Origin of the sequence: Kitasatospora fiedleri (assembly GCF_948472415.1) — a bacterium.
Taxonomy (GTDB): domain Bacteria; phylum Actinomycetota; class Actinomycetes; order Streptomycetales; family Streptomycetaceae; genus Kitasatospora; species Kitasatospora fiedleri.
Window position 1 is genome coordinate 4050537 of the sequence record NZ_OX419519.1, and the last position, 15767, is coordinate 4066303.

General features: G+C 73.7%; 15 protein-coding genes. 10 read left to right on the top strand and 5 right to left on the bottom strand.

Annotated elements, in window-relative coordinates; genetic code table 11:
* Window positions 1–263 precede the first annotated feature (263 nt).
* From QMQ26_RS18740 to QMQ26_RS18760, 5 genes are all read right to left on the bottom strand, one after another.
* Window positions 264–728 (bottom strand): hypothetical protein, encoded by a 465-nt coding sequence (locus QMQ26_RS18740; protein WP_159073122.1) that lies wholly within the window; start codon window positions 726–728, stop codon window positions 264–266.
* On the bottom strand, window positions 728–4555 hold the full coding sequence (locus tag QMQ26_RS18745; RefSeq protein WP_282202052.1) for an RHS repeat-associated core domain-containing protein: 3828 nt from the start codon (window positions 4553–4555) through the stop codon (window positions 728–730). Before QMQ26_RS18745 ends, QMQ26_RS18740 begins: the two co-directional genes overlap by 1 nt.
* A complete protein-coding gene (locus tag QMQ26_RS18750) occupies window positions 4552–4713 on the bottom strand; it encodes a hypothetical protein (protein WP_282202053.1) in 162 nt (53 codons plus the stop codon). The genes QMQ26_RS18745 and QMQ26_RS18750 overlap by 4 nt, the downstream gene beginning before the upstream one ends.
* A gap of 142 nt (window positions 4714–4855) precedes the next feature.
* Entirely contained in the window at window positions 4856–5104 is a 249-nt protein-coding gene (locus tag QMQ26_RS18755; RefSeq protein ID WP_282202054.1) for a DUF7683 domain-containing protein, read from the bottom strand.
* A gap of 158 nt (window positions 5105–5262) precedes the next feature.
* On the bottom strand, window positions 5263–5988 hold the full coding sequence (locus QMQ26_RS18760; protein WP_282202055.1) for a WXG100-like domain-containing protein: 726 nt from the start codon (window positions 5986–5988) through the stop codon (window positions 5263–5265).
* Between the two features lie 210 nt (window positions 5989–6198).
* On the opposite strand from QMQ26_RS18760, the gene QMQ26_RS18765 reads away from it, so the two are divergent.
* The 10 genes from QMQ26_RS18765 to QMQ26_RS18810 all read left to right on the top strand — a co-directional run bounded on the left by QMQ26_RS18765 (window position 6199) and on the right by QMQ26_RS18810 (window position 15759).
* Entirely contained in the window at window positions 6199–7059 is an 861-nt protein-coding gene (locus QMQ26_RS18765; RefSeq protein ID WP_282202056.1) for a Crp/Fnr family transcriptional regulator, read from the top strand.
* A gap of 346 nt (window positions 7060–7405) precedes the next feature.
* A complete protein-coding gene (locus QMQ26_RS18770; RefSeq protein ID WP_100837137.1) occupies window positions 7406–7597 on the top strand; it encodes a hypothetical protein in 192 nt (63 codons plus the stop codon).
* A gap of 155 nt (window positions 7598–7752) precedes the next feature.
* The gene (locus QMQ26_RS18775; RefSeq protein WP_282202057.1) at window positions 7753–8364 is read left to right on the top strand and encodes a hypothetical protein; all 612 of its coding nucleotides are present in this window, start codon (window positions 7753–7755) and stop codon (window positions 8362–8364) included.
* Between the two features lie 224 nt (window positions 8365–8588).
* Complete coding sequence (locus QMQ26_RS18780; protein ID WP_282202058.1) at window positions 8589–9752, top strand: hypothetical protein; 1164 nt, start codon at window positions 8589–8591, stop codon at window positions 9750–9752.
* A gap of 253 nt (window positions 9753–10005) precedes the next feature.
* Window positions 10006–10860 (top strand): hypothetical protein, encoded by an 855-nt coding sequence (locus QMQ26_RS18785; protein ID WP_282202059.1) that lies wholly within the window; start codon window positions 10006–10008, stop codon window positions 10858–10860.
* Between the two features lie 34 nt (window positions 10861–10894).
* Window positions 10895–11791: a hypothetical protein gene (locus tag QMQ26_RS18790; protein WP_282202060.1), complete on the top strand. Its 897-nt coding sequence runs from the start codon at window positions 10895–10897 to the stop codon at window positions 11789–11791.
* A complete protein-coding gene (locus tag QMQ26_RS18795) occupies window positions 11788–12579 on the top strand; it encodes a hypothetical protein (protein WP_282202061.1) in 792 nt (263 codons plus the stop codon). Before QMQ26_RS18790 ends, QMQ26_RS18795 begins: the two co-directional genes overlap by 4 nt.
* Window positions 12576–13631, top strand: a complete 1056-nt coding sequence (locus tag QMQ26_RS18800; RefSeq protein WP_282202062.1) for a hypothetical protein — start codon at window positions 12576–12578, stop codon at window positions 13629–13631. Before QMQ26_RS18795 ends, QMQ26_RS18800 begins: the two co-directional genes overlap by 4 nt.
* A gap of 206 nt (window positions 13632–13837) precedes the next feature.
* Window positions 13838–14866, top strand: a complete 1029-nt coding sequence (locus QMQ26_RS18805; RefSeq protein WP_100838571.1) for an ABC transporter ATP-binding protein — start codon at window positions 13838–13840, stop codon at window positions 14864–14866.
* Window positions 14863–15759 (top strand): ABC transporter permease, encoded by an 897-nt coding sequence (locus tag QMQ26_RS18810; protein WP_100837129.1) that lies wholly within the window; start codon window positions 14863–14865, stop codon window positions 15757–15759. Before QMQ26_RS18805 ends, QMQ26_RS18810 begins: the two co-directional genes overlap by 4 nt.
* Window positions 15760–15767 lie beyond the last annotated feature (8 nt).

The following is a 15767-nucleotide window of genomic DNA, read 5'->3' on the forward strand; positions in this document are numbered from 1 at the left end:
GTGGGGGGCGGCGAAGACGGAGGAGGGCGGGTAGACCGGGTCACCCGTGTCTCCTTGTGGGCCGAGACGCTGGAGGCGATTCGCGCACGCGCCGGGAGGCAGGAGGTCTCCTCGTACATCGAGGAGGCCGTACAGCTCCAGCGCGAAGCCATCGACGAGCACACCGCCAGAGCCGCTGCGACGTTGATCAAACAGGTGGGGCTGCACGGTCGCGAGTACGCCGTCGACGCCACTGGCGCCGGGACGGCGCTCCGTACGGTCGATCAGTTGCCCGGCGCCTTCCCGGGGACGGGGGTGGAGCGGACCAGCCAGACGTCGTACTCCTCGGTCGTCACGCCGCAGGAGGTGTGGCCGTCGCGTGCCATGGCGACGAACTCCGGCTGCTGCGGGCCGTCGGTGAGGTGCGCGGCCAAGTGCGCGTCGTCGTTCCAGCGGACCAGGGCCCAGCCGAGGCGGCCCATGCCGTGGCCTCCGACGTGGATGAGGAACGTCCCGTCGGGGGCGAGCAGTTCGGACTCCCGCGAGAGCCGGAGCCAGTGCTCGTCGACCTGCGCGGCCCAGTCGGAGGTGCTGAGCGGAACGGTGGCGTCGGGTTCCACGAGGAAGCCGGCGACCGACTGCCAGACCTCGCCCGGGGACGGCAGACCGGCCTCGTCCGGCGCGCCGAGGACGGTGAGACCGGCGGCTTCCAGCAGTAGCCTTCTCGCATCCTCGGAAGAGGCCGGCATTATTTCCTCCGGTAGAAGAAGTGGTGGTCTCCGCCAGGTTTGTTCATCTTACCGTAGCGCTCCATCCTGGTGTAGCCCTCGGGTGAGTTGTCCCAGCCGAAATTGACCAATTCCCGGGTGTCGTCGTACTTGGGTTTTCCGGCGTGGAAGTGCAGGCCGGCGGGGTCGTGGGTGTGCTCCACGACCACGCGGGAGCCGTTTTCCGTCTCGAATTGACGGAAATTCCCCCAGTGCGTGGGATCTTCGGAGTAGACATGTCCCGGCATGTTGCGGTACCGCTTGTCCCCGACCACCTTCCATTCCGCGATCGGTTCTTCCCCGTACGGAACGCCCGCCAGGTCGAAGGCCGCGCGCTCGGCCTCCTCGCGAGAGTCGAAGGGGTTGCTGTGCTCACCCCGCGGCGGTCCCTGGTGGCCCTGGTGGGGGGACAGGCCGAGCGGGTCGCACCAGGTGTGCGGGTTGGCGACGTAGGCGTCCGGGTTCGGGCCGGGGATCAGTCCCAGCGGATCCGGCGTCAGGTACCGGGCGGTCTCGGGGTTGTAGTAGCGGTGGACGTTGTAGTGGAGGCGGGTCTCGGGGTCGAAGTACTGGCCGGGGAAGCGCAGCGGCGTGTAGGTGGTGCTGTCGGACGGCCAGGTGGTCTGCCCCCAGAGGGTGGGAGTGGCGCGCCAGGCGATCGACTCGGCGGCCGGGTCGATCAGTTCGGTGGGCGTGCCGATCAGGTCGGTGACGATCGCGAAGAACCGCCGGTCCACCCGCTCCGCCGTGCTGATGGTCTCGGTCTGCGTGAGCGGACGGATACCGTGGTGCTCCCAGCTCAGGGTGTGCGGACCCGGGAGGTAGGGCGCGGAGGTGGTCTGCTCGGCGAGCACCGGGCCGTCCCAGGTGAAGTCCGTGCGCTCCCCGGCGCTGCCGGAGGTGGCGGTCCGCTCCTTGGCGATGCGGCGGCCGAACGGGTCGTAGCGGTACTGCCAGCGGCTGCCGTCCGGGGTGGTGACCTCGGTCAGCCGGTCCTCGGCGTCCCAGGTGTAGTGCCAGGCGTCGGGCTTGCGGGAGAGCCGGGTGACCCGGCGCACCGTGGTGCGACCTGCGGCGTCGTACTCGAAGGCCGTCCGGCCCGCGGTGGAGATCAGGGTGCCGGAGTAGGTCCGCTCACCGACGGCCGACCGGGTGGTGTCGGTCGCGGGCCACGACGCGCGGGTGACGTTGCCGGCCGGGTCGTAGGCGTAGCTCTCCTCCCACTCCGTTCCCCGGACGGCCGTGACCCTCCCGACCGGGTCGAGGTCGAAGGCACGGGGCCCGCCCCACAGATCCTCGACCGTCACGAGCGAGCTGTCGGCGCGGTAGCCGTAACCGCGTTGCTGCAGGGTGCGGTCGGCCGTACGGGCCGACTGCCCGGTCATCCGGTGCCTGGAGTCCCACTCGCTGGTCAGCACGAGCCGCCGGTCGAAGGTCCGGTGGGTCTCACGGCCGGCCGGGTCGTAGCCGAACGTGATGCTTCCGTCCGGGGTGTCCAGCGCCGTCGCGCGGCCTGCGCCGTCGTACGTCCAGGTTCCGGAGCGGCCGGTGGGGGTGGTGCGGCCCGTACGGCGGCCGAGGACGTCGCGGGTGATGCGCAGGGTGCGCCCGTTGACCGTCTCCTCCATGAGGTTGCCGAGGGCGTCGACCGTGCGGACGACCGTCGCGTCGGTGTTCTCCGCCCGCACCAGGTGGCCCGATCCGTTGTACGCGTAGGCCGTCTCCCGGCCACCGGCGTTCTTCCGGACCAGGTGGCCGGTCAGGTCGTAGGAGTACGCGGTGACCGTGCCGAGCGAATCGGTCACCGCGGTGACCTGCCCCACGGCGTCCAGCCGGTATGTCAGGGTGCGGCCCTGGTAGTCGCGTTCGCCGGTCAACCGCCCCGCGGCGTCGTAGTCGTAGTGCCAGGTCCGGCCGAGCCCGTCGGTGACCGCGATCAGCCGCATGTCGGCGTCGTGAGTGAAGGCGACGCGGGCACCGTCGGGAGTGGTGCGGGCGGCGAGCGTCTCGAAGTGGGTGTACTCGAACGCGGTGGTCAGGCCGAGTTGGTCGGTGTGGGTCAGCGCGTTGCCCTCGCCGTCGTACGTCCAGCGCTCGGTGCTGCCGTCCGGGCGGGTCCGCTCGGCCAGGTCGCCCTCGACCGTCCAGCGCGACCGGACGGTGCCGCCGAGCGGGTCGGTGATCGCCACGACCCGGCCGAAGGCGTCCCGGTCGTAGCGGATCACCGCGCCGGTGGGGTCCGTGACCTCGACGGGGAGACCGGCGGGGTCGCAGCGCACTCGGGTGGTGTGGCCCAGGGCGTCGGTCGTGCCGGCGAGGTGACCGAGCCCGTCGTAGGCGTACGTGGTGGTGGCGCCGAGCGGGCTGGTCAGGGCGGTGCGCAGGCCGTTCTCGTCGTACGCCTGGTACCAGGTGGCGCCGCCGGGTTCGGTGATCGTGACCGGAAGGCCGAGGAGGTCGGCGTACTGCGCGGTGGAACGCCCGCCGTCGGGGCGGGTGACGGCGGTGAGGTCGCCGGCGCCGTCGTACTCGTAGCGGGTGGTGCGGCCGAGCGGGTCGGTCTCGGCGAGGAGGCGGTCGTGGTCGTCGCGTTCGTACCGGGTGGTGTGGCCGAGGGGGTCGGTGACGGCGGTGATCTGGGCGTGGTCGTTGACGGTGTAGGTGGTGGTGTGGCCGAGGGCGTTGGTCTCGGTGTGGGTGCGCAGGCCGGTGGCGGGGTCGGGGTCGCCGTAGGTGAAGGTGAAGCGCAGGGCGCCGGTGGTGCCGCCTTCGTCGACCACGCGGTCCAGGCTGTCGTACCGGTAGACGTACTGGGAGCCGTTGCGGTCGGTCCAGGAGGTGAGGCGGCCGGTGGCGTCGTTGGTGAAGCGCATCGGCTTGCCGCTGGAGTTGTAGGCCGCGGCGAGGTGGCCGTCGGTGTAGCTGTAGCGGGTCAGCAGGGCGTCGCCGCCGTTGTCCCCGGCGCCCGCGAGGCGCAGGGCGGTGATGCGGTCGTTGTCGACGGTGACCAGGAGCCGGTAGCCACCGGAGTGGGTGATCGAGAGCGGGACGCCGTCGGGGTCGTAGGCGAGGGCGTAGTGGCGGCCGTGGCGGTCGCGGACCTCGGTCAGCAGGGCCTCGTCGCCGTCGGGGGTGGGGGTGAAGGTCTTGACCAGGCCGGTGGCGGGGTCGGTGACGGTGAAGCGGCCGTGGACGAGGCCGAGTTCGTGGCGGGAGCCGGCCGAGGCGTGCACCGGGTCGCCGGGCCCGGGGTGCGGGTACGCCTGGGTGATCCGGTCGGGGCGGACGTGGACGACGCCGTGCTCGTCGATCTCCAGCCGCTCGTCGAAGGTGCAGATCCACCTCGGGCCCATCCAGCGGCCGGTCCGCAGGCCGGAGTCGAAGCCGCGGGTGAACCGCAGCGGCAGCGAGCCGGGCAGACTCGCGTCGACCTGGTCGATGTACATCCGCCCGGTGGCCATGTCGACGGGCTCGCCGCCACCGCACCGGGTGTCCAGCGGGCGGCCCTCGGTACGCGGGCTCCTGACCTGCTCGCGCCCCCGGCCCCCGGGGTGCGAGGTGCCGTCCTTTCCGCGCCGTCCACCGCCGGAGCGCGGGTGCGGCAGGCCGTCCTTGCCCTCGCCCTTGAGGATCTTCTCCAGGTCCTTGACGTGCTTCTCCTCCACGTCCCGGACGTTCTTGGCGACCTTCTTCAGGTTGTCGCCGGCCTTCCGGTAGAAGCCCTTCAAGGCCTTCCCGGCGTCCTCGGCCAGCGTCTTGCCGAGCTTCTGGGCGCCGTGCTCCAGCGCCTTGACGATCTGGTTGCTCATCCGGAGCCCACCGCCGCCCGGTACGAGGACCCCGCGCCCTGCGCGGACCCCCTCGCGTGCGGAGCGAACTCACCCACCTCGCCCGCGTGTACCGTCGGCCGGTCGATCCCGATCACCGACAGGAACGACACCACCTCGCCCGGCAGCTCGATCGCCACGCCAAGACCTCCCCCGAAGACGCCCGCACATCCGTGCGACCGTAGCCACGGCCGCACACCGGGAAGGAGGGACTTTCCGAAACCTTGACCATGGAGGCGCGCGGGCCGACGGCGCACGGCCGTGCGTACGCCGTCCCGAGGGTCAGTGGACTCCCCGGGAGTCGTCCTGCGCTTCGAGGAAGTAGGCGATCCGCTCGGTGTCCGTCCGGACGCCCAGGAGCGCGGAGACCGTCGCGAGCCGGCTCTCCGGGAGCGGGAAGGACGACCCGACCAGGTCGGGGTGCGGTCCGACCAGCCGGGCCGCGTCGTCCTCGGTGAAGCTCGCGGGCAACTCCCACTCCACCACCAGCGAGTCGCTGCTCCGGTCGAATCCGAGTACCGCCCAGGTCATTTCACGCCCTTCCGTCCTGGGCCGGGGCCCCTGAGCCGCCGGCCTCGCGGGAGAAGGACTCCAGCGCCTGGCCGGCGTCCCGGTGCTCGGCGGGTGTCCTGCCGGGTCTCCGGGCGCCGTGTTCGGGGGCTCCGACGATCCGGTCGCCCACGCGAAGCTCACTCGAAGCTCACTCCCGCGATCTTCGACTGGAAGACCTGGGCGTGGCCGGCGACGGTCTCGGCGTGGTCGTGCATCGTGCGGGCGTGTTCGTCCAGGGCGTCGGGGTCGATGCGGAAGCCGGTGCCGCCCGCGCCGGCGGCGGAGACGCCGAGCGCGCCTTCGGCGGCCTGGAAGACCATGCCCTGGACGGCGTTGGCGACGGTGTCCACCAGCGGGTTGATGGCGGCTTCCACCACCTGGCCGATGACGTACTGCTCCAACTGTTGTTCCAGGTAGTTGATCAGGCGTTTGGCGGCCTCCTCGATCAGGAGGACCGCGGCTTCGGCCGCGCCGAGGGTGGCGATCGCGGCGGCCTGGTCGGCGACGAACGCGGCGGCCAGCGCGACCAGTTCGGCGATGGTCTCCACCTTCATCGCCACGATCACGTCCGCCGCCGCGTCCAGTGCCTGCGCCACCACGTGGCAGGCCCGGACGAGTTCGTTCAGGTGCTGGTCGGAGACGGCCGCCCACTTGGTGAGCAGCGCCTCGTAGGAGGCGCCCTCGTAGGCTTGGCCCAGTTGCTGGACGGTCGCCGTGGACTGCTGGTGCGAGGCGTCCACGTTCTCCGCGAACTCCCGTACGTGGCCCGCGAACTCGCGGACCTTGTCCTCGTTCACCGTCGGCCAGTTGATGCCGATGATCGAGAGGAAGTCCACCACCTCGCCGGGCAGTTCGATCGCCACGCCAAGCCCTCCCCCGAAGACGTCCGCACATCCGGGCGACCGTAACCACGGGTGGGCGGGCGGGAGGGGGATTTTGCGCAACGTTGACCGCGCGCACCGGGCCCGCGCGTACGGTGGTGCCGGCCGTCGGCGGTCCGGGGCGGCACGTTCCCAGCGGGCCCGCTCTTTGGGAGCATGGACCGGACCGGCCCCGGACCGCGGAGGTGCTGCGTGAACACCGGTGCACCGCCCACCGACGACACCCCCGGCGACGGCGTCGGTGACACCCCCGGCGACAGCGTCGCCGACGCCACCGGTGACCGCGTCGACGGGACCGTCCGGCCCGCGGGACGCGAACGGCGGCGGGCGGCCGACGCCGTCTGGCCGACCGGCTCGTACCTGGGCCTGCTGTCCGCGCCGTCGCGGCGGCTCCTGCTGCGGGCGGGGCGGGTGGCGTCCTACGCCCCCGGCGAGGTCATCCTCCGGGAGGGGGACAGGGCCTCCCACCTCCTCCTGATCGAGAAGGGGCTCGTCAAGGTCACGTCCACGACCCGGGAGGGGCACACCAGCCTGCTCGCCATCCGGGCCGCGGGCGACGTGGTCGGGGAGCTCGCCGCGATCGACGGCGCGCCCCGCTCCGCCACGGTGACCGCGGCCCGGGCGGTGCGGGCGCGCGCCATCCAGCACGGCGAGTTCGTGCGCCTCTTCCGCGAGCAGCCGCAGATCGCCCTCGCCCTGGTGGCGGCCGTGGCGGGCAAGCTGCGGGCGGCCACCAGGGCCCGGGTGGACACCGGGGGCTACCCGCTCCAGGTGCGCATGGCGCGGGCGCTGGTGGAACTCGCGGAGACCTACGGGGAGCCCGCGGGCACCGGGATCACCATCACCGTCCCGCTGAGCCAGGAGGACCTGGCCGCGCTGATCTCCTCGTCCACGGCGGGGGTGACGCGGTCGCTCCAGCACCTCAGGAAGAACGGGCTCATCGACACCAGCTACCGGCGGCTGACCGTCATGGACCTGGACGCGCTCAGCGAGCTGGCGGTGCTCTCCCGCCCGGCCGACGGGACGGCCACCGGGCTCCCGGCGGGGACGTAGCCGCGCTACGCCGGATCGACGACCGGCACCTGGACGTGCGCAGGTGGGAGCTGCGGGCTACCACCCCCGCGGCTCCACCCACGGTCGCACTGCGGCGGGCTCGGCAGGAGGACCCGGCGACAGCCTGATCAGGGTAGATGCCCGGGCCGGGCCAAGACCTGCTCAAAGTAGAGAGTCTGACGCCCTTTCCGCACTCCGTTCCGAGCCGCCCGAAGCCCTGGAGCCCGGAACCTCCGGCTCGTAGCGTGGACTCCACCGGCCGCCCGCAGGACGCGGCGCCCCCTACCAGGGCGTCCCGGGGCCGCCGGCACCCAGGGCTCGGCAGACACCCCTTCCGGGAGGCAGTTTGGACACCAACATCTGGATCGCGGCGGCCGGCGCGGCGGTCGCGCTGGCCGCCCTCGGCCTGGCGGGCTTCGCCGTCGCCAGGATGAGCAGGAGCGCCCCGCTCAAGGTGGCGGTCGTGATCACCGCGCTGGCCGGACTGATCGCCGCACTTCCGCCGCTGATCGCCGCGTTCGCCTCCTTCAAGGTCTAGCGGTGACCGGACAGGGGCGCCCGCCCTCCAGGGCCGGCCGCGGACGGGGGTGCCGGAAACAGCCGGCACCGCCCCGCGAGGCCGGCCGCGGCGGGGAGGCGGCGCCCCTGCTACCGGAACGGCTGCACACCGAACCGTTCCGCCTGCTGCGGGAGTTGGGCCTCCCGCCCGAGGACCTGCTGATCGCCGGGAGCGCCCCCCTGTACGTCCGGGGACTGCGCGACCGGATCGGCGACCTGGACGTGGTGGCGCGGGGCGAGGCGCTGCGGCGGGCCCTGCTGCTCGGCGAACCGGAACCGGCCCCGTTCGACGGTGCCGTCTCGGTCCGCCTGCTGGGAGGGCGGCTGGAGATCACCGACAGCTGGTTCACCGGCCTCCTCGGCGGCGTGGAGGAACTGTTCGACCGGGCGGAGGAGATCGGCGGCCTCCGCTTCCTGGGCCTCGCCGACACCGCCGTGTGGAAACGCTGGCTCGACCGCCCGAAGGACCGGCTGGACCTCCACGGCCTGGACCTCCACGGCCTGGACCTCCACCGCCCGGACCTCCACGGCCCGGACCTCCGCGGCCCGGACCCCCACCGGCCGACCGGTCCGGCCGGGCCGACCGACCCCGGCCCCCGCCGGTCCGGCCGGTTCCATCGGCCCCGACCGGGCTGCTCCGCCCCCGGCGCCGACGAGGACCGGGACGAGCGGGGCGGGCGCGACACCGGGTCCGGGCCCGGACCGGATCAGTGGGGTGCCTCGGTGGTGGTCCGAACCGGGCCCTAGGCTCGGTGGCGGAGCCCGAAGGACGGGACCGGAGCCATGGAGGGGTACGGATGAGCGGGGACGGCGGCAGTCCGGGTCAGCAGCACGGCGGCGGGCAGCCGTACGGGCCGGGGGCCCACGGGCCGGGTGCCCAGGGGCCGGGCGGCGGGCCGGGGTACTGGCCGGGGTACGGACAGCCGGGGGGCCGCCCCAACGGGGGCTGGGGGCAGAGCCCCTGGGGTGCCGTGCCGGTCGCGCCGAAGCCCGGGGTGCTGCCGCTGCGCCCGCTCGCGTTCGGGGAGATGTTCAGCGCCGTCTTCGACACCGTGCGGCGCTACACCGGCGCGCTCTACCTGCCGCTCGCGGCGGTCACCGGCGTCCTGGCGGTGCCGATGGTGGTGGTGTCGGTGCTGCTGGCGGGCCGGCTCGGCGACGCCTACAACGCCCTCCCGGACACCTCGCTGGGCGAAGAACCCACCGGCGACCAACTGTGGGCCCTGTGCTGGCCGCTGCTGGTGGTCTTCGGGCTGATCCTGCTGCTGGGGATCGCGCAGTACGTGATCGCCGGGCCGCTGGCCACGGTGGTGCTGCGGGCCGCGACCCTCGGCCGGCGGATGACGGCCGGTCAGGCCTGGAAGGAGGCCCGCCCCCGGCTCGGGGCGGCCGTCGCCTCGATGGCGCTGCTGTACGGCCCGCTGCTGGTGCTGAACGTCCTGCTGGTGGGCCTGGCGGTGGGGCTCGGCACCGCCACCGGCAGCGCGCCGCTGCTCCTGCTGCTGCTCCTGCTGAGCGCGGCCGTCGGGGTCGCCGGCGTCTACGCGGTGGTGCGGCTGGCCCCGCAGGTCCCGGTGCTGGTGCTGGAGGACGGCACCCCGAAGGGGGCGATCGGCCGGGCCTGGCAGCTCAACCGGGGCAACTGGTGGCGCAGCTTCGGCCTCACCGCGCTGGTCATCGCCATCGGCCGGGTCGCGGCCGGGGTGATCAGCTACCCGCTGACGATCGTCCTGTCGGTGCTGGTACCGCTCAGCTCCGTCGACTTCGAGGGCGAACCCGCCCGGCTCCAGTTCAGCCACGGCACGATGACCGCCGTGCTGGTGGGCTACTCGCTGCTGGTGCTGTTCGGCACGCTGGCGACCGGCCCGCTGGTCCCGCTGGTCAACGGCGTGCTCTACATCGACCGCCGAATCCGCAACGAGCGCCTGGACATCGCGCTCGCCGAGGCGGCCGGCGTCCACTTCGCCGAGGCGTACGGCTACCCGCAGTCGGCGCCGTCCCAGCCCGCGCCCGCCCAGCCCGCGCCATCCGCGCCCGTTCCGTCCCAGCCCGGGGCGCCCGCCGAGCCCGGGGCGGCGTCCGAGCCCGGGACGGCGTCCGAGCCGTCCGCCGGGGAGGGGCCGGCGGGGCGCTGAACCGCCCCGGTTCCGGGTTGCGGTTCAGTCACGGGCTGTCCGATTGGCCGTGGATTACGGCGATTGGTCGGCGGAACCGTGTTGTTGAGGGCCACACAGGTCTCACATAATTCGTGCACCGCGCAATGACGAACGCGTTCGGGCCGACCGGGGGGACGGCCCGCGCCGCTGCGCGGGCCGCCATGTGAACCCTGGGGGGAGACCCTTGTCCGTTCCCGAACCGTCCCCTGACCGGGACCTGACCCCGAATCCGGTGCCGGCCCCGACGGCCCCGCCCGGGCCGGAGCCCGAGCCCGCCGCGGAGCCCGCGCCCGCGCCCGCCGCTGAGGCCCAGGAGGCCCAGGCGGCCCCCGCCGGGCCCCCGCGCCGGCTGCCCCGGGCGGCCGGGGTGGTGCTGTCGGTGGCCGGGCTGCTCGCGGTGACCGCGGCCAGCGCGGCCGTCACCGTCGCGGTGGGCCGGCCCGACCGCTCCGGGCACGTCGCGGCCGTCGCGGCGTCCCCGTCGGCGGCCCCGAGCCCGTCGGCCACGCCGAGCCCGACCCCGACGCCGTCGGCCGCGCCGACCCCGTCGCCGACGGTGGCCCCGCGTCCGGCCAGCACCCTGCGGGGCAGCGTCTCGGGCGGCAAGCACAGCGGTGACCTGCGGTACTTCCTGCTGCCCGTGCCCGACGACGCGGACCCGTACGGCTCCCCGGACGGCGCGATGATGAGCATGGCGGACCTCCAGGCCCAGTACAGCAAGGACGTGGACATCAAGGCGGTCCTCGACTCCTGGGGCTTCAAGGAGGCGGCCACCCGCACCTACCGCACCCGGGACGGGAAGTCCGAGGTCCGCACCGACCTGCGGCGCTTCGGCCGGGCCGACCGGGCGCAGGGCTTCGCCGACAACACCAGTTACGACCAGCCCTCGTTCGGCGTCGACGGGGTGTCGAACGCCAGGGGCTACGTCTTCAAGCCCGAGCAGCAGGCGTACACCGGCGAGCTGGTCGGCATCGGCGTGGTCGGCGACGTGGTCTACGAGGTCACCGTCCAGGTGCAGGGCGACCCCGACAAGGCGCTGCTCGCCGACGCCATGAAACGTGCGCGCGACCGCCTTGCCAACGGCTGACGGACGTCCCGAACCCTCTTTCCAGGAGCACCAGTTGAGCACCGAATCCGCGGACGCGGCGGAGCCCGGGACGGCCGCTGCCGAGCCGACCGCGCCACTCGCGCCGACCGTCCCGCCCACCTCACCCACCTCACCCACCTCACCCACCTCACCCGTCGACCCCGCCGCCCCCGCCGCCCCCGGGTCCGACCTGATCGAGTCGGGCCGCCCGGACGCCGAACCCGTCCGCGGCAGGCGGCGGTTCGGCGCGGGCGCGCTGGTCCTGGCCGCGGTGCTGGTCGGCCCGGTGGTCGGCGCCGGGGTGGGCTACGCGATCCAGGCGTCCCGGCCGCCGACGCCGCTGCCGGCCCTCACCGCGCCGAAACTGACCTACCCCGCCGAGCGGGTGGACGCCGCGGCGCTGGCCGCCGCCGGTCCGCCGCCGCTCGACATCGACGGCGACCTGCGCAAGCTGCTGGTCGAGCCACCGTCGGGCAGCACCGACCTGACCGGCGAGGACGGCGACGGCGACGGCTGGCTGTCCCCGGCCGACCGGGCGGAGACCTTCGGCGACAGCGAGCAGATGTTCGTCCGGATGCTCGGCAACGGCTTCCGCCGCGCCGCCGCGGTGCGCTGGAAGACGGGCGAGGACGTCTACCAGGTGATGCTGGTCCAGTACGTGCCCGATTCCGTGGTGCAGGCGATCACCGGGATGATCCCGAGCTCCACCGCGGACATGGACGTGTCGAAGTTCCCGGGCAACGACGAGAGCGTCCTGCTGATCGCCAAGCAGCCCTCCACCTACGCGCGCAGCACCGAGACGTACCACTACGGCGAGGCGCTCGCCCGCAAGGGCACCGTGCTGATGACCGTCCAGGTCTACGCCGAGAAGCCGGTGGACCGGGCGCAACTCGAAGACATCGCCAAGCGCCAGTGGGAGCGACTCGCGTGACCGACATCGAATCCCCCGGGACGGACGCCCCGGTGAAACCCCGCCGACGGGCCCCGAAGGCGGTCGCCGCGGTGGTCGCGGCGGCGCTGCTCGGCGTCGGCATCGGCGAGGTGGTGATCCGGGTGCACTACGGCGACGAGCCGGCCGCGCCGGTCGCCGCCGCGGCCGCCGCGGCCGCCGTGGCCCCCACGCCCTCGGCGAGCACGCCCGCGCCGTGGGGCGCCAAGTCCAACGGCAACCACTTCGGCAGCCTGCGCGACCTGCTGCTGCCGGTGCCCGACGGGTACCGGCTGGGCCCGGACTACAAGGACCTCGGCAACGACGACGAGTTCGGCGGCGCGGACCTGGCCCGGGCCCAGGAGGAACTGCTGGACGAGGTCCCGGAGAAGTACCGGGGCCGGTTGAAGGACGCGCTCTCCACCCTGCATTTCACCGGCATCGGGGTGCGCAGCCTGGCCCGGTTCGACAACCGGCTGATGGCGGTGCTGAAGCTGACCCGGTTCAACCAGCAGACGGTGTCGGAGCAGAACGCGCTGTTCGGGGCCCTGGTCGACGACAGCGACCTGTTCCGGCGCGGCCCGGACGTGCCGGGCCACCCGGACGCGCGCTGCGCGCTGCCGGCGCTCCGGGCCGGCGACCAACTCGACTACGTGACCTGCTACTCGGCCGAGGGCGACCTGCTGGTGCAGCTGCGGGTCTCGGGCGTGGCACCCCTCGACCAGAACAAGGTCGTGGACCTGTTCCGCCAGCAACTGGACCGACTGGCCCGACCGGGAGCCGCCGCATGAGCAGTGACACCACCCCTCCGCAGCCGGCCGCCCCCGCGGCCCCCGCCACCCCGCCCCCGCCGCCGCCCGCGCAACCGCTGGACCCCTGGGCGCCCCCGGCCTCGGACCCGTTCCAGCCCCCGGCCTCGGACCCGGACCCGGCCCGGGCGCGGACCGGCTCCGACCGCCGACGCGGGTGGCAGGTCGGCGCGGCGGTGCTGCTGACGCTGGTGACCGGCGCGGCGACCGCCGTGCTGGTGACCCTGCCGGACCGCACCGACGTCCCGGGCCTGGCCACGCCGAACGACGGCCGGTACGCGTTCCCGGAACTGACGCTGCCTCCGCTGCCCGCGGGCGCCTCGGCCCCGTCCGACTACAAGGTCAGGACGCACGCGGCGGACCTGCGGGGGCTGCTGCTGCCGCTCCCGCAGGGCGCGGTCGCCACCGGACCGTCGGCCGACCCGTCGGCCGCCATCTCGTCGGCCGCCCCCTCGTCGAGCGCCTCCCCGGGGACGTCCGCGAGCGCGTCCGCGTCCCCGAGCGCCGCCGCGACGGCCTCCGGCGCACCGTCCGCGACGCCGTCCGGGACCGCGTCCGGGACCGGGACCGCGTCCGGGCCGGCCCTGCCCGCGGTGGCGGGCCGCTGGATTCCGTGCGACCGCGACGCGATGCTGGCCAAGGACGACGCGCACACCCTGCGGCTGACCACGGACGCCTGCCGGGGCGCCGCCGCCCAGGGCTGGACCACCCCCGACGGCACCCGCACCGAGCTGCGGCTGTTCCACTTCGGGACGGGCGACGAGGCGGCCGACTACTTCGCCGGCGCGACCCTGATGACGGGGACGAAGGACATCGCGTCCTGGCACCTGGACGCCGGCGGAAAGTACCCGATCGCCTTCGGGCAGGTGGACGTCCGGCTCTCCGACGAGCAGGCCCACGGGATGCCCACCGGCCGGGTCGGCTGGGTGCAGAGCGGCGACGTGGTGGCGATGGTCCAGCTGACCAACCCGCAGGGCGTCCCGGTGCAGGCGTTCCGGCAGGTGGTCGCCCTGCAGAGCAGCATGCTGTCCTGAGCGCGGCCCGGGCGGGCCGTTCCGACGGGGACGGCGCCCTGACGCACCGTCGGGCGCCGCTCGGACACCGCTCGGGCGCCGCTCGGGCACCGGCCCGCCGCCCCGTCCCCTAGGGGGCGGGGCCGGGCGGTCATCCCGTGGGGGGAGGGAAGCCCGGCTCCCCAGCGCATTCCGCGGGCCACCGGTGCACGGCTACGTTGGTGACCGTGTCCACAGTCATCAAGACGGACGGCCTCACCAAGAGGTTCCCCCGGGTCACCGCGCTCGACCGGCTCACCGTGGAGGTGGAGCCGGGCGTGGTCGGTCTGGTCGGGGCGAACGGCGCGGGCAAGTCCACCCTCATCAAGATCCTCCTCGGGCTGTCCCCGGCCACCGAGGGCACCGGCCAGGTGCTCGGCCTGGACATCGCCACCCAGGGCCCGGCGATCCGCGAACGCGTCGGCTACATGCCGGAGCACGACTGCCTGCCGCCGGACGTGTCCGCCACCGAGTTCGTGGTGCACATGGCCCGGATGTCCGGCCTGCCCGCCGCCGCGGCCCGCGAGCGCACCGCCGACACCCTGCGCCACGTCGGCCTGTACGAGGAGCGCTACCGCCCGATGGGCGGCTACTCGACCGGCATGAAGCAGCGGGTGAAGCTGGCCCAGGCGCTGGTCCACGACCCGCAGTTGGTGCTGCTGGACGAGCCGACCAACGGCCTCGACCCGGTCGGCCGGGACGAGATGCTCGGGCTGATCCGCCGCATCCACTCCGACTTCGGCATCTCGGTGCTGGTCACCACCCACCTGCTGGGCGAGCTGGAGCGGACCTGCGACCACCTGGTGGTGATCGACGGCGGCAAGCTGCTGCGGTCCTCCTCCACCGCCTCGTTCACCGGCACCACCCAGCTGCTCGCCGTCGAGGTCACCGACCACCCGGTCGACCGCGCCTTCGACGCCGACGCGGTGCTGCGCGAGCGGCTGACCGCGGCCGGCCTGACGGTCCGCGCCGACGGCAGCCGCATCCTGCTGGTGGAGATCGCCGGCGACGAGACGTACGACACCGTCCGCGACACCGTGGACGACCTCGGCCTCGGCCTGATCCGGCTGGAGCAGCGCCGCCACCGGGTCGCCGAGATCTTCAGCACCCGGTCCGACGAGGACGAGACCCGGTCCGACGAGGCCGAGCCGGGCGAGTACGGCGAGTACGGCCACGACACGTACCAGGCCGCGGCCGCAGGAGGCGAGCAGGCATGACCACCCCCGCCGACGCCCACAGCGGCGTCATCCACGACATCGGCTACCGCCCGTACACCGGACCGCGGTTGGGCCGCCGGTACGCCACCCGCTCGCTGTACGTGCAGAGCCTGCGGGCCGCGTTCGGCCTGGGCCGCTCCGGCAAGTCCAAGGTGCTGCCGTTCCTGCTGCTGGGCGGGATGGCCGCGCCCGCACTGGCGATGCTGGCGATCGCGCTGTTCGCGCACCTGGACAAGATGCCGATGGACTACGCCGACTACCTGGCCACGTTCGTCGTCCTGCCGCAGATCTTCCTGGCCGCGCAGGCCCCCGTGCTGATGTCCCGGGACCTGCGGCACCACGTGGTGCCGCTGTACTTCTCCCGCCCGGCCACCCGCGGCGACTACGTGGCGGCCAAGTTCGCCGCGATGTTCAGCGCGCTGATGATCGTGCTGTCCACGCCGCTGCTGCTGCTGTTCGTCGGCGCGCTGCTGGCGAAGTTCCCGCTCGGCGACAACCTGCTGCACCTGCTGTACGGCCTGGTCGCGGCCCTGCTGTACGCGCTGCTGTACGCCTCCCTCGGCCTGCTGATCGCCGCCGCCACCCCGCGCCGCGGCTTCGGCGTGGCCGCGATCATGGGCGTCCTGATGATCACCCGGGCGCTGGCCTCGATCGTCTACGCGCTCAACGGCGGCCTCGACCCGCTGCGGTCGGACTCCGCCGCCTGGGCGTTCCTGATCTCGCCGTCCCAGCTGGTGGAGGCCCTGGCCAACCGGCTCTTCGGCCTGGGGACGGACAGCGCCACCGTCCTGCACGCCCCCGGCGCGGCCGGCGCGGCGGTGTTCGCGGCCGTGCTCGTCGCACTCACGGCCGGCGGCTACGCGCTGATGCTGCGCCGCTACCGGAACGTCTGAGAGGCAGC

Excerpts from the sequence above, each read along its gene's own strand:
- QMQ26_RS18755 (WP_282202054.1), bottom strand. The coding sequence starts at position 5,104 with ATGACCTGGGCGGTACTCGGATTCGACCGGAGCAGCGACTCGCTGGTG.
- QMQ26_RS18800 (WP_282202062.1), top strand. The coding sequence starts at position 12,576 with ATGAGCAGTGACACCACCCCTCCGCAGCCGGCCGCCCCCGCGGCCCCC.
- QMQ26_RS18740 (WP_159073122.1), bottom strand. The coding sequence starts at position 728 with ATGCCGGCCTCTTCCGAGGATGCGAGAAGGCTACTGCTGGAAGCCGCC.
- QMQ26_RS18810 (WP_100837129.1), top strand. The coding sequence starts at position 14,863 with ATGACCACCCCCGCCGACGCCCACAGCGGCGTCATCCACGACATCGGC.
- QMQ26_RS18745 (WP_282202052.1), bottom strand. The coding sequence starts at position 4,555 with ATGAGCAACCAGATCGTCAAGGCGCTGGAGCACGGCGCCCAGAAGCTC.